Source organism: Phycicoccus sp. CSK15P-2 (assembly GCF_016888005.1).
Taxonomy (GTDB): Bacteria; Actinomycetota; Actinomycetes; order Actinomycetales; family Dermatophilaceae; genus Phycicoccus.
Window position 1 is genome coordinate 1 of the sequence record NZ_JAFDVE010000006.1, and the last position, 13,039, is coordinate 13,039.

Here is a 13,039-nt window from a genome sequence, read left to right on the forward strand (position 1 = left end):
GGGTGGCGACGCGAGCCCCAGCGACGAGCCCGCCCCCGGGGACTCACCCGCACCACGCAGCAGTCCCCCGCCGGGTCGAGGTGAAGAACGACCCCGAGAAGGTCGCTCTTCACCTCGACCCGCGCTCAGAAGTACGGCAAGGGGCCCCCGAGGCTCAGCCTGCGAGGCCGTTGCTCGTCAGGAACTCCTGCGCCACGGCCGCCGGGTCCTGCTTGTCGACGTCGGTCTTCTTCAGCATGTCCGCGACCGCCTCCGTGGTGAGCTTCGCCGAGACCGCGTCGAGCGCGTCCTTGACCTCGTCGGCACGGTCGGCCCGCACGAGCGGCACGATGTTCTGCGACCCGAAGAGCTTCTGGTCGTCCTCGAGCGTCACGAAGCCGTTCTCGGCGATGGCCGGGTCGGTGGAGAAGATGTTCGCGGCGTCGGCCTGGCCGTTCTTCAGCGCCTGGACGATCGCCTGCCCGCTGAGCGGACGGAACGACCCGAACTCCACCCCGTAGGTCTTCTCCAGACCCGGGATGCCCTGGGGGCGCTCCTTGAACTCCGGCGGTGCGGCCAGGGTGAGGTCGCCGGCCACGTCCTCGAGGTCGGAGATGGTCGTGAGCGAGTACTCCTGCGCCGTCTCCTGCGTGACGTTGATCGAGTCGTTGTCCTCGGCGGCCGACTTGTCGAGGACCGTGACGTCGTCCGGGATGACCTCCTGGACGTGCGCGTACACCTCGTCCGGGTCGGTGCCCGAGTAGGAGTCGTCGTAGTAGAGGGCGAGCGCACCGGTGTACTCCGGGAACACCTGGATGGAGTTGTCCTGCAGGGCCCGGAGGTAGACCTCGCGGGAGCCGATGTTGAGCTTCGTGGAGGCGTCGATGCCCTCGGCCTTCAGGGCGCCGGCGTAGATCTCGGCGAGAAGGGTCGACTCGGAGAAGTCGGCGCCGCCGACGACGACCGGGCCCCCCGACGACCCCCCGGCCGACCCCGACGAGGGCTCGGAGGACAACGGGTCGCCACCGCCACCGCAGGCGCTGAGCCCGAGGACGGAGGCCGCGACGAGTGCGACGGCGGAGGTGGTGCGCTTCATGAGGGAGTCCCTTCGTGGCCGGGCCCGATGCCCGTGAGATGACGGATGGACGGGGTCATGCGTGCGTGCGGAGGTCAACGGTGGAGGCGCCGGATTCTTCCGCGCCAGCACTTTCGTCATCCTTTCGTGACCCTCCGACAGCCCGGCCGGTGAGCCCCGGCGAGACGACCCGGCGCTGCAGGAGCGCGAGCAGACCCTCGAGGGCGACAGCGAGCACGGCGACGAGCAACGCACCCCCCGCGGCCTGCGCGTAGTCGCCGAGCTTGATGCCGTCGATGATGAACCGGCCGAGGCCCCCGAGCCCCGGGATGGCCGCGATCGTCGCGGTGGCGACGACCTGGAGCATCGCCGAGCGAACGCCCGACAGCATGAGCGGCAGCGCGTTCGGCACCTCCACCTGCCAGAGCACCTGTCGCCCACGCATCCCGACGCCGTGGGCGGCGTCCCGGGCGGACGGGTCGACCGCGTCGATGCCGCCGTACGTGCCGGCCAACAGCGGCGGCACCGCGAGAACGGCGAGCACCGCGATGCTCGGCACGACGTAGGCGAGGTCACCGGGCAGCTTCGGGCCGAGCCACAACGACGCCGCGAGCAGCAGTCCGAGCGTGGGCACGGCCCGGACGGAGTTGGCGACCGAGACCAGCCACCGCGCCCGGCCGGTGTGGCCCACCCACAGCCCGAGCGGGACGGCCACGAGGGCGGCGACGACCATCGTCACGCCCGTGTACCAGAGGTGCTCCCACACCCGCGCGGGGATGCCGTCCGCCCCGGCCCAGGTCTCGGGGTCGGTGAACCACTCGAGCAGCGACGGGATCATGCGTGTCCCCCCGCCGCCCGCCGCCAGGGCGTGAGCATCCGGGACCCGAGGACGATGAGGGCGTCGAGCGCGAGGGCGAGCACGACGGTGGCGACGATCCCGGTGGCCAGCTCACCCCAGATGACGCGGTTGTACCCGTCGATGAGCAGGTCGCCGAGCTGGGAGACGCCGATGATCGACGCGACCGACACGATGCTGACGTTGCTCACCGCGGCGACCCGCAGGCCGGCCGCGATGACCGGCACCGCGAGCGGGAGCTCGACCCCGAACAGCCGGCGCAGCCCCTTGTAGCCCATCGCCGTGGCCGCCTGCTCGACGTGGTCGGGCACCGCCCGCAGCCCGTCGGCGACCGTCCGGGCCATCAGCGCCACGGTGTAGACGGTCATCGCGACGACGACGTTGACCGGGTCGAGGATCTTCGTGCCGAGGACGAGCGGCATGACGACGAACAGCGCGAGCGACGGCACGGTGTAGAGCAAACCCGTCGTCGTGACGACGACCGGGTACGCGCGACCCCACCGCTTGGCGACCCACCCGAGCGGTACAGACAGCACGAGTCCGACGACCAGCGGCACCCCGGCGAGGTACAGGTGCGACGCCCCGAGGTCGAGGACGTCGCGCCAGTGGCCCGCGAGCCACTCCACGTCAGGTCCCGCCCTCGGGATCCTCGACGGCGCCGCCACGGACCGGGTCGGCGTCGTCGCGCTCGGGCCGGTCGGTCTCCTCGATGGCGCTCAGCACCTCGTGGGCCAGGACCGTGCCGACGAGCTCGCCGCTGTCGTCGACGACGACCCCGCGGCGGGACGGCGAGGACAGCGCGGCGTCGAGCGCACCGCGCAGCGACCCGGACGCGCGAGCGACCGTGCCGCCCCGGTGCAGGTCGGCGTCCTCGACCGCCCGCGTGCCGACCCGGGCCGGCTCGACCCATCCCAGTGGTCGGCGTGTCTCGTCGACGACGAGCAGCCAGGGGGCGTCCGTCGCCGGGGTCTCACCGAGGACGACCGTGCGCTCCGAGCGCAGCGGCAGCCGCGGCACGTCCTGGAACTGCAGCGCCCGGTAGCCGCGGTCCTTGCCGACGAAGTCCGCGACGAAGTCGTCCGCCGGGTGGGCGAGGAGGTAGGCGGGCTCGGCCACCTGCGCGAGCGACCCGCCCACCCGGAGCACCGCCACCTGGTCGCCGAGCTTGACGGCCTCGTCGATGTCGTGCGTGACGAAGACGATGGTCTTGCCGAGCTCGTCCTGGAGCCGGAGGAACTCGTCCTGCAGCTGGTCGCGCACGATGGGGTCGACGGCCGAGAACGGCTCGTCCATGAGCATGACCGGCGGGTCGGCGGCGAGCGCCCGCGCCACCCCTACGCGCTGCTGCTGCCCGCCCGAGAGCTGGGTGGGGTAGCGGTCGGCGAGGCGGGGGTCGAGGCCCACGCGCTCGAGCAGCTCGCGCGACCGGTCGCGGATCCGCGTGCGGTCCCAGCCGAGCAGCCGCGGCACCGTGCCGATGTTGTCGAGCACCGTGCGGTGCGGGAAGAGGCCTGCGTGCTGGATGACGTAGCCGATGCCGCGGCGCAGCTCGGCCTGGTCCATCCGGGCGGTGTCCTGGCCGTCGAGGGTGATGGCCCCACGGGTCGGCTCGATCATCCGGTTGACCATCCGGAGGCTGGTCGTCTTGCCGCATCCGGACGGCCCGACGAGGACCGTGATCCGCCCGGTCGGGGCTGTGAGGGAGAGGTCGTCGACGGCGACCGTGCCATCGGGATACTCCTTGGTCACGCCGTCGAAGCGGATCATCCGACGACCCTAATGGCTCCGCCTCCGGGGTGCAGGACCCCGCGGCGCGGAATGCCGGGGGCGGTTCGGCCGTTGTCCCTCCGCGTGACGTCAGACGCCCGCCGGGTCCCTCTGTACCTCGGCCTCCTCTTCGGGCTGGCCGGGATGGGCTCGTCCTCGGCGACGGTGGTGCTCCCCGACATGGCTCGTGATCTCGGGGTCGGCAGCAGCGTCGCGGCCTGGACCATCAGCCTCTACGTGCTCATGCTCGCCGTGACCACCGCGGTGTACGGGCGGGTCTCCGACCTCGTCGGGGTCCGGACCCCGCTCCTCGTCGGGTTGGCGCTCATGGCTGCCGGGTCGCTCGTCTCCGCGCTGGCCCCGACCTTCGCCGTCGAGGTCGTCGCCCGGATGGCCCAGGGCGCCGGCGCGGCCGCCGTGCCGACCCTCGGCGTCACCGTCCTCAACTCGCGCTACGAGGGTGCGGTGCGCGGCTTCGCCCTGGCGCGCCTCGCCGCCACCGCGGCGGCCGTCGTCTGCGCCGGTCCGCTCGTCGGTGGGCTCATCGACCGCGCGTTCGGCTGGCGTGCCGTCATGGCCCTGCCCGTCCTCGGGCTCGCGGTGCTTCCCGCCATCTGGTCGTCGTTGTCCCGCACCGGGACCGGCGACCGGCTCGACCTCCTCGGTGCCGGGCTCGTCGCGCTGACGGCGGGGGGCCTGGTCCTGCTGGTGCAGTCGCCGACCACGGGGCTCACGGTCGCCGTCGCGGGCGCCGTGCTGCTCGTCGTCGGCGCCCCCACGGTCGCCGTGTGGGTCCGCCGGCGGCCGGACGGGTTCCTCCCCGTGTCGGTCGTACGCAACGGCACGGTCATCCGGGCCGCCGTGGCCGCGTCCGCCGTCCCCGCCGCCTGGTTCGCCCTCCTCGTCGCCGTGCCGCTGGTGGTGCTGGGACAGGGGTGGAGCACCTGGCAGGTCGGGCTGCTGCTCGTCCCGAGCGTCGGCGCCGCGGCCCTGGTGCCGCGCCTGGGCGGGCGCCTGATGGACCACCTCGGGGCGCCGCGCACGCTGGGCCTGGCCGGCCTCCTCGCGTCGGGCTCCCTCGTGTCCGCGGCGGTCGGCTCCGCCCTCGTCGCCGTCCCGCTGCTCGTCCTCGCGCTGCTCGCGGTCACGGTCGCCTTCGGGCTCGGCCAGCCCACCCTGTCGGCCACGGTCAGTGATGCCGTGCACCCCGGGGTGCGGGGTGTGGCGCTCGGGGTGGCGACGCTGGTCTTCCTCGTCGGTGGCAGCGTCGGCTCCGCGGGGGTGGCCGGGCTCGGCGACCTCGTCGGCATCCCCGGCAGCCTCGCGCTCCTCGCCGTCCTGCCCCTGGCGGGGGTGGCGGTGCTGGCCCCCGACCTGCGGCGGGCTGCGGTGCCGGAGCCGGCCTGACCCTCGCGCTCAGTCGCTGAAGAGCTCGCCGGGCAGGTCCTCGGCACCCTGGACGCCGACCACGGCGGCACGCTCCAGGCGCTGGTCGGAGCGGATCACGGTCACCGCGCCCTTCGGCTCGAGGACGACGAGCGCGACGTCCTCCCGGTGCCCGATACCGCGCTGCCGCAGCAGGGCCCACAGCCCCGGCTCGCTCAGCCCGGCTCGCCGGATCTCGTCGTGACGCATCTCGCCGGCCGCCATGAGCACGACCGCCGCCGGGCCGAAGCGGCCCTTGCGACGACGACGGGTGAGCCGGATCGCCGGGGACCAGCGCCCGAACACCCGCTCGAGCACGACGAGCGTGCCGATGGCGATCAGCCCGCCGGCGAGCGTGGGGGACTGGCCGAGCGTCGAGCGTGCCGCGATCGCGCCGACGAGGGTGATGAGCGCGATCGACCCGGTGGACGCCGTGGTCGAGACCCGCCTGCCCCAGATGCGCAGCACGACCGCGACCGCGACGTACAGCACGGAGGCCGAGACGACGACGCCCAGCGCGTCGAACAGGGAGATGCCGAGGTGGCTGGCAAGCTCTTTCACGCCTCGATGATCCCCTGTCGTCGGGTTCAGGCGGAGCGCTCCCGGCCGAGCAGGGCTCCGGTGACGAAGTCGGCGACCGTGCGGTGCCAGAGCTCGGCGTGGCGCAGCATGGCGTGGCGCTCGTGGTCGACCTCGATGTGCCGCACGTCGCCGCCGGCCTCCTGCCAGCTGCGGGCCAGCGCCGCGGTGCGCCGCGGGTCCGTCCAGCGGTCGCCGGTGCCGTGCATGAGCAGCACCGGGGTGCGCACCCCGGGTCGGCGGGCGTCACCCTCGACCCACGGGGCGAGCGCCGCCACCGCGCTGACGCCAGGCTCGGCCGCGAGCTGAAGGGCGACCCGGCCGCCCATCGAGTGGCCGATGATCGCGATGGGGACGTCGGGGAGGAGCCGACGGATGCGCTCGACCGCCCAGCGGGCGTCGAGCACCGGGTCCTGGCGCATCCCGTTCCAGCCGCGCACCCTGTTCTTCAGGCGTACCACGGCGACACGGTCGTCCGAGGCGCGCCGGATGGCGTGGGCGAAGGGGAGCATCCGGACCACCGCCAGGCGCCACCACGAGACGGGGACCCGGCTGGACTCGGCGCCGCCGTGCAGGACGAGCGCGACGCCCTCGGGGTGGGCGGGGACGTAGCCGCGCAGCTGCGCTCCACCGCCGCCGTCCGACGAGAGCAGCGCGGCCTGGATGCCGCGCGGGTCGAGGAACCCGTCGTCGGCGGCGGTCGGCATGTCCACCTCGTGCAGTCCCATCAGTCGGCCTCCCTCGACCGCGCGGCCCCCTCGTTCGGGGAGACGGCGCCGTGCAGCCATCGCGTGTACCCGACGTCTCCGGCCGTCACGGCGACGGCCAGCACCTCGGGCGTGTCGTAGGGGTGTTCGGTGACGATGCGGCGTCGGATGGGTTCGAACAGCTGCGAGGTGCTCTTGGCGAGGATCAGGTACTCGTCGTCCTGCTCGACCTCGTCCTCCCAGCGGTACACCGACGTGACGCCCGGGATCACCTGCACGCACGCGGCGAGCCGCTCGTCGACGAGGAGGCGGGCGAGTCGCAGCGCAGACGCGCGGTCCGGCGTCGTGCACCGGACCTCGATGACGTCCGTCCCGTCGTCCGCCATCGCTCAGACGTCGGCGCGATGGAAGTTCTGGAAGCTGCGGCTGGCCGTGGGGCCGCGCTGGCCCTGGTAGTGCGAGCCGTACGCCGCCGAGCCGTAGGGGTTCTCGGCCGGGCTGCTCAGCCGGAAGAAGGCGAGCTGGCCGATCTTCATCCCCGGCCAGAGCATGATCGGCAGGGTGGCGACGTTGCTCAGCTCGAGTGTGACGTGGCCGGTGAACCCGGGGTCGACGAAGCCGGCCGTCGCGTGGGTCAGCAGGCCGAGCCGGCCGAGGCTGGACTTGCCCTCGACGCGGGCCGCGAGGTCGTCGGGCAGGCTGACGGTCTCGAGGGTCGAGCCGAGCACGAACTCGCCGGGGTGGAGGACGAAGCCCTCCTCGGGCTCGACCTCGACGAGCCGGGTGAGGTCGGCCTGGTCCGCCGCGGGGTCGATGACCTGGTACTTGTGGTTGTCGAAGAGGCGGAAGAACTTGTCGAGCCGGACGTCGACACTGCTCGGCTGGATCATCGCCGGGTCCCAGGGGTCGAGCGCGACCCGTCCGGAGTCGACCTCGGCGCGGATGTCGCGATCGGAGAGGAGCACGGGCGTCAGGCTACCGGCGGGCCGCCGTGCGGGCGGGCAGGTGGTGGGGATGGCCCGGTCGCGGTGGGCTAGACTTCCCGGCGCCGGGGAGGTCGGAGCATCCGTCTCGACCCGGCGCGCCGGTGTAGCTCAATGGTAGAGCGCCAGCTTCCCAAGCTGGACACGCGAGTTCGATTCTCGTCACCGGCTCGGACGCACCCCGCGAGCGTAGTGAGCCACCAGTGACGGATCGAGGACGTGTCTGCTAATCGATCGTGGGGTGGTCGGTGATGGTGGTGGGCATGCTTCGTGATGCGCAGGTCAGTGACGAGTTGTGGGCTCTGCTGGAGCCGTTGATGCCGCAGGACGCTGGTCGGCCCGGCCGGCCGTGGAACGACCACCGCACGACGTTGGAGGGGATCATCTGGCGGTTCCGCACCGGCGCGCCGTGGCGGGACCTGCCGAGCGAGTTCGGGGCGCACCAGTCGGTGTGGGAACGGCATCGGCTGTGGTCCACGGATGGCACGTACGAGCGGATGGTCGCCGTCGTCGGTGAACAGCAGGAGAGGGTCGCGGGCGCGGAGGTGTTGCTGTCGGTGGACTCCACCAGTGTGCGAGCCCACCAGCACGCTGCCGGGGCACGGCGGGACTCGGTCGACACGCACGAGGCGCAGGACACAGGGGGCAGGGTCGAATCACAAGAATCCGCCGTCACCGGTGCCCGGGGAGCCCCCTGACCACGCCCTGGGCCGCTCCCGGGGTGGGCTGACCACCAAGATCCACACGCTCGCCGACACCACGTGCACACCTGTGGTGGCGCTGCTCAGCGCCGGCCAGGCCGGGGACAACCCGATGCTCGCCCCGCTCATCGACACCCTCACCGACACCGGGCACGACCTACGGTTCCGGCTGCTGGCCGACAAGGCCTACTCCCACCCCTCGACCCGGACCTACCTACGCAGCAAGCGGATCAAGCACACCATCCCCGAGAAGCGTGACCAGATCGCCCGCCGCAAGGCCAAAGGCTCCCGCGGCGGCCGGCCACCAGGCTTCGACATCGAGACCTACACCCAGCGCAACACCATCGAACACTCCTTCAACCGGCTCAAGCAATGGCGCGCCCTGGCCACCCGCTACGACAAGTACGCCACCACCTACCGCGGCGGCGTCCTACTGGGCATCGTCATCCTGACCCACCGAACCAGGAGTTAACAGAAACGCCCTAGTCACCGGCTCCGCGGCTGTCCGGCGGGAGACCCGGTCTCCACCCCCTTCATAGCCACATATGAGCCTACTGGACCTCAGCGGCCGATCACCGGTGACCTCACCGAATGGGCGCGTTTGGCAGGACACGGTGCCGGTCGTCGGGTTAGGGTCTCCGCGTCGTGGCGCAGGGGCTGCGGCTCTCCCGCCCCCGGCTCAGGACGCCCCATGCATCGTTCTCCGTTCCGATCACTCCACCGACGCGCTACCACCATGGCTCTCGCGGCCGTCGTCGCCGCCCTGGGAGCGACCGCGCAGGCCGCTGCCGCACCGACCCCGACCCCGGGTGCACCCGCCACCGCGTCCACCTCCCCGACTCCGTCATCATCGGCCGAAGCGACCGCCTCGCCGGAGGCCACGACCGCTGCGACCCCGTCCCCGACGACGAGTCCCTCATCCTCCCCCGAGCCGAGGCCCTCCTCGAGTGCTACGCCTCCGGATGTCGGCCAGACTCCCTCGCCGTCGCCCGCCCCGACGGTGGCGGAGGCACCCGAGACCGCCCGGGCCGAGACGCCCGACGAGCGCATCTACCGCGCGATGCGGAACCGGGTGACGACCGCAAGGTTCGGCACGTCGGTCACCGGGTACGTGGCAGACGCCGAGACCGGGGAGTGGATCTGGTCGAAGAACCAGAACACCGCGCTCATGCCGGCGTCCACGACCAAGCTCGTCACCGCGCACAACGCCCTGATGACCTTCGGCACCGGGTACCGCTTCACCACCTACGTCAAGCAGGGGCCGAAGACGAACCGGGTGATCGTCCACGGCGTCGGGGACCCGAGCCTGTCGAGCGCGCAGCTCAACGCGATGGCGAAGACGGTGGCCGCGACCATGCGCTCGAGGGGAGTGACCTCGACCAGGGTCTACATCGACGACGACCGCTTCCCCACCCCGACACTCGCCCACGGCTGGAAGTCGAGCTACGTGCCCTCCAGCATCGGCCCGGTCCGGGCGCTGATGCGCGACCAGCGACGCTCCACCGACAGCGGCGCCGACGTGGGCCGCTACTTCGCCGACCGGCTCACGACGAACGGCATGCGTGCCTCGTACTACGGCCGGGCCAACGTCGCCGGCGGCGCTCGGGTGCTCGCCCGCTCCCAGGGTGAGCGCATGTCGACGACGATCAGCCAGATGCTCCTGCGCAGCGACAACGAGATCGCCGAGGCACTGCACCGGCTCGTCGCGTGGAAGAAGGGCAAGAGCACGAGCTGGGGCGGCGCGCGCTCGGCGCAGCGTGCGGTGATGAGCAGCAAGAAGCTGCCGATGACGTCGCTGTACGACGGCTCCGGGTTGTCCCGTTCCGACAGGCTCTCGTCCAAGCAGCTCGCCACGCTCCTCGTCCGCTCCTCGGACTACGACTACCCCTCGCTGTGGCCGATCCGGAACAGCCAGGGGATGCCCACCGCCGGGCGGACCGGAACCCTCACCCACCGCTTCGACACCTACACCTCGCGGTGCGCCGCGGGGAAGGTGTGGGCCAAGACCGGCACCCTCAACGACGTCACGGCCCTGGCCGGCTACACCTACGGCAAGGACGGCCGGAAGAAGGTCTTCGCGTTTCTCGTCAACGGTCGGAAGAACACCGAGACCCTGAAGTCGAACCTCGACATGCTCGCCGCCACGGTCAACGGCTGTTACTGACGGCCAGCCACACCGGAAACCACGGGTCTCAGCCCGGCACGAACCAGCCGAGCACGGTGACGAAACCGATGACCGCGAACCCGACGAAGAGCGCGGCCAGGATCCAGCCGATGACCTGAGCGCCGTCCGGGCCGCCGCCCTCGCCGCCGTCGGTGGGCGCCGTGTCGGGTTCGAGCGGTGAGCGCGACGGCTCAAGGTGGGCCCCCGTGGCGAGGGCCCTGGCCCGCAGGGCCTCGATCCGCGCCGGACGGGGTTCGGCCCGGAAGGAGCGCGGGAGCGAGCGCCACATGACGGCGAAGTCGTCCCCAGTCTGCTCGCGCCAGGCGGCGACGGCCTCGTCCGCCTCGGGTCCCCGGGTCCCCGTGGCGAACCACGCGGCACCGGCTCGCGGGAGGTCACCCATGCGGTGGTGGACCTCCCCGAGGAGGGTGAGCGACTCGGTGTCCCGCTCCTGCTCGACCCGTTCGGCGAGGAGGTCGCGGGCCTGCCAGGTGCGTCCGGCGTCCAGCAACGCACGCGCCCGTGCGACGACCGCGGAGTCCTCGCTCACCGGCTCGCCCGGGGGCCCGGCCGCGCCGGGCTTGTCGGGACAGGGGTGGTCGTCACCGTCCCGAGTATGCCGCCCCTGGCGGGGACAACGGGGTCCGCGCGTCGCGTACACGACACACCGACCGGCGACGCCGACCATCCGGTCGTCGAGAGTGCGCGACATGCCGACGAGCTGCGTCGCGCATCCGCATGTCGCGCACTCTCGTCCGCACCGTGACCCCCGTCTCCTGCCGAGGTGCTTGCGCCGGTTACCGATGGGTAGCACACTTGGTGAGCAAGCGCTCACTTTGCCACGTCACGGAAGGACCGTCATGGGTCACTACAAGAGCAACCTGCGCGACCTCGAGTTCACCCTCTTCGAGGTGCTCGGCCGCGGGGACGTGCTGGGTCACGGCCCGTACGAGGAGCTCGACGCCGACACCGCCCGCGAGATGCTCAAGGAGGTCTCACGCCTCGCCGAGAACGAGATCGCCGAGTCCTTCGCCGACGCAGACCGCAACCCCCCGGTGTACGACCCGCAGACGCAGACCGTGACGATGCCCGAGTCGTTCGCGACGTCGTTCCGGGCCCACCGCGAGAGCGGCTTCTGGGCCATCGACCTCCCCGCCGAGCTCGACGGCACCGTCGCCCCGCCGAGCCTGCGCTGGGCGGTCAACGAGATGCTGCTCGGCGCCAACCCGGCCCTCTCGATGATGACCGCCTCCTACTCCTTCGCCAAGCTGCTCTTCGAGCTCGGCACCGACGACCAGAAGAAGCTCGCGCGCTGGATCGTCGACAAGGGCTGGCACTGCACGATGGTCCTCACCGAGCCCGACGCCGGCTCGGACGTCGGCGCAGGCCGTACCAAGGCCGTCCAGAACGAGGACGGGACCTGGACCGTGAGCGGCGTCAAGCGGTTCATCACCAGTGGCGAGTCCGACATGGTCGACAACGTGGTCCACTTCGTCCTCGCCCGCCCCGAGGGCGCCGGCCCCGGCACCAAGGGCCTCAGCCTGTTCATCCTCACGAAGTACGCCGTCGACCTCGAGACCGGCGAGCTCGGCGAGCGCAACGGCGTCTACGTGACGAACCTCGAGAAGAAGATGGGCCTGAAGGTCTCCCCCACCTGTGAGCTCACCTTCGGCGGGGACGCCCCGGCCGTCGGCACGCTCCTCGGCGAGGTCCACGACGGCATCGCGCAGATGTTCCATGTCATCGAGAACGCCCGGATGATGGTCGGCACCAAGGCCATCGCGACGCTCTCCACCGGCTACCTCAACGCGCTCGAGTACGCCAAGGAGCGCGTCCAGGGCGCCGACCTCACGCAGATGACCGACAAGACCGCGCCGCGGGTCACCATCACCCACCACCCCGACGTCCGCCGCTCGCTCATGCTGCAGAAGTCGTACGCGGAGGGCCTGCGCGCGCTCGTGCTCTACACCGCGAGCCAGCAGGACGTCATCGACCAGCACGTCCTGACCACGGGCGAGCAGAGCTTCGAGGAGGGCTCCGCCGCCGACGTCGCGAACCGGGTCAACGACCTCCTGCTGCCGATCGTCAAGGGCCTCGGGTCCGAGCGCGCCTGGGTCCTGCTCGGCACCGAGTCGCTGCAGACCTTCGGCGGGTCCGGCTTCCTCCAGGACTACCCGGTCGAGCAGTACGTCCGCGACGCCAAGATCGACACCCTCTACGAGGGAACGACGGCGATCCAGGGCATGGACTTCTTCTTCCGCAAGATCGTCCGCGACAAGGGCCAGGCCCTCACGTACGTCGCCGGGCAGATCCAGGAGTTCGCCAAGGACCTCGGCCAGCACGACGGCCGGATCGACCGCGAGCGCGAGCTGCTCGGCCAGGGTCTCGAGGACGTCCAGGGCATCATCGGCCACATGGTCGGCGAGCTCACGACGTCCGACCCGCGGATGGGCGGCGACGTCACCAACCTCTACAAGGTCGGCCAGAACACGACCCGGCTGCTCCTCGGCGCCGGCGACCTCGTCGTCGGCTGGCTGCTGCTGCGCCAGGCCGCCGTCGCGCTCGACGCCCTGGCCGCCGGCGCCGAGGGCAAGGACAAGGACTTCTACGAGGGCAAGGTCGCCGCGGCGCAGTTCTACGCCCGCCAGGTCCTGCCGCGCCTCTCCGCCGAGCGGGCGATGGCCGAGGCCACCGACAACAGCCTCATGGACGTGCCCGAGTCCGCGTTCTGACCACCACCACGAAGCGGCCCAGGGGAGTTCTCCCCCTGGGCCGCTCCGCGTGCAGTCGGTAGCGTCGACTC

General features: G+C 71.9%; 12 protein-coding genes, 1 tRNA gene and 1 pseudogene. 5 read left to right on the plus strand and 9 right to left on the minus strand.

Going from position 1 to position 13,039, the window contains the following annotated elements:
• Window positions 1-154: 154 nt before the first annotated feature.
• Genes JQN72_RS03610 through JQN72_RS03625 form a run of 4 tightly spaced genes read right to left on the minus strand, consistent with a single transcriptional unit; the run spans window position 155 to window position 3,677 of the window.
• Window positions 155-1,075 carry an ABC transporter substrate-binding protein gene (locus JQN72_RS03610; protein ID WP_204133801.1) on the minus strand — a complete coding sequence of 307 codons (921 nt, stop codon included), beginning with the start codon at window positions 1,073-1,075 and terminating at the stop codon, window positions 155-157.
• 55 nt (window positions 1,076-1,130) lie between these two features.
• Window positions 1,131-1,892 (minus strand): ABC transporter permease, encoded by a 762-nt coding sequence (locus JQN72_RS03615; RefSeq protein WP_204133802.1) that lies wholly within the window; start codon window positions 1,890-1,892, stop codon window positions 1,131-1,133.
• Complete coding sequence (locus JQN72_RS03620; protein WP_204133803.1) at window positions 1,889-2,536, minus strand: ABC transporter permease; 648 nt, start codon at window positions 2,534-2,536, stop codon at window positions 1,889-1,891. The genes JQN72_RS03615 and JQN72_RS03620 overlap by 4 nt, the downstream gene beginning before the upstream one ends.
• 1 nt (window position 2,537) lies before the next feature.
• A complete protein-coding gene (locus JQN72_RS03625; RefSeq protein WP_204133804.1) occupies window positions 2,538-3,677 on the minus strand; it encodes an ABC transporter ATP-binding protein in 1,140 nt (379 codons plus the stop codon).
• Between the two features lie 84 nt (window positions 3,678-3,761).
• Here JQN72_RS03625 and JQN72_RS03630 point away from each other — a divergent pair, with 84 nt between their 5' ends.
• Window positions 3,762-5,084 (plus strand): MFS transporter, encoded by a 1,323-nt coding sequence (locus JQN72_RS03630; protein WP_204133805.1) that lies wholly within the window; start codon window positions 3,762-3,764, stop codon window positions 5,082-5,084.
• A gap of 9 nt (window positions 5,085-5,093) precedes the next feature.
• Here JQN72_RS03630 and JQN72_RS18830 read toward each other — a convergent pair whose 3' ends face one another.
• From JQN72_RS18830 to dcd, 4 genes are read right to left on the minus strand one after another with little or no spacing between them, the layout of a single operon-like run.
• Window positions 5,094-5,663: a YetF domain-containing protein gene (locus tag JQN72_RS18830; protein WP_204133806.1), complete on the minus strand. Its 570-nt coding sequence runs from the start codon at window positions 5,661-5,663 to the stop codon at window positions 5,094-5,096.
• 26 nt (window positions 5,664-5,689) lie between these two features.
• Window positions 5,690-6,388: an alpha/beta hydrolase gene (locus tag JQN72_RS03640; protein ID WP_204133807.1), complete on the minus strand. Its 699-nt coding sequence runs from the start codon at window positions 6,386-6,388 to the stop codon at window positions 5,690-5,692.
• Between the two features lie 20 nt (window positions 6,389-6,408).
• Window positions 6,409-6,774: a divalent-cation tolerance protein CutA gene (cutA, locus tag JQN72_RS03645; RefSeq protein ID WP_204133808.1), complete on the minus strand. Its 366-nt coding sequence runs from the start codon at window positions 6,772-6,774 to the stop codon at window positions 6,409-6,411.
• A 3-nt stretch (window positions 6,775-6,777) separates the two neighbouring features.
• A complete protein-coding gene (dcd, locus tag JQN72_RS03650; RefSeq protein ID WP_204133809.1) occupies window positions 6,778-7,353 on the minus strand; it encodes a dCTP deaminase in 576 nt (191 codons plus the stop codon).
• 118 nt (window positions 7,354-7,471) lie between these two features.
• On the opposite strand from dcd, the gene JQN72_RS03655 reads away from it, so the two are divergent.
• The 3 genes and pseudogenes from JQN72_RS03655 to JQN72_RS03665 all read left to right on the plus strand — a co-directional run bounded on the left by JQN72_RS03655 (window position 7,472) and on the right by JQN72_RS03665 (window position 10,236).
• A tRNA-Gly gene (locus JQN72_RS03655) sits at window positions 7,472-7,542 on the plus strand.
• 92 nt (window positions 7,543-7,634) lie between these two features.
• Window positions 7,635-8,544: pseudogene (locus JQN72_RS03660) on the plus strand (IS5 family transposase).
• 528 nt (window positions 8,545-9,072) lie between these two features.
• Complete coding sequence (locus JQN72_RS03665) at window positions 9,073-10,236, plus strand: D-alanyl-D-alanine carboxypeptidase (protein ID WP_204133810.1); 1,164 nt, start codon at window positions 9,073-9,075, stop codon at window positions 10,234-10,236.
• 28 nt (window positions 10,237-10,264) lie between these two features.
• Here JQN72_RS03665 and JQN72_RS03670 read toward each other — a convergent pair whose 3' ends face one another.
• The gene (locus tag JQN72_RS03670) at window positions 10,265-10,786 is read right to left on the minus strand and encodes a hypothetical protein (protein ID WP_204133811.1); all 522 of its coding nucleotides are present in this window, start codon (window positions 10,784-10,786) and stop codon (window positions 10,265-10,267) included.
• Window positions 10,787-11,096: 310 nt separating this feature from the next.
• Here JQN72_RS03670 and JQN72_RS03675 point away from each other — a divergent pair, with 310 nt between their 5' ends.
• Window positions 11,097-12,968 carry an acyl-CoA dehydrogenase gene (locus JQN72_RS03675; protein ID WP_204133812.1) on the plus strand — a complete coding sequence of 624 codons (1,872 nt, stop codon included), beginning with the start codon at window positions 11,097-11,099 and terminating at the stop codon, window positions 12,966-12,968.
• Window positions 12,969-13,039 lie beyond the last annotated feature (71 nt).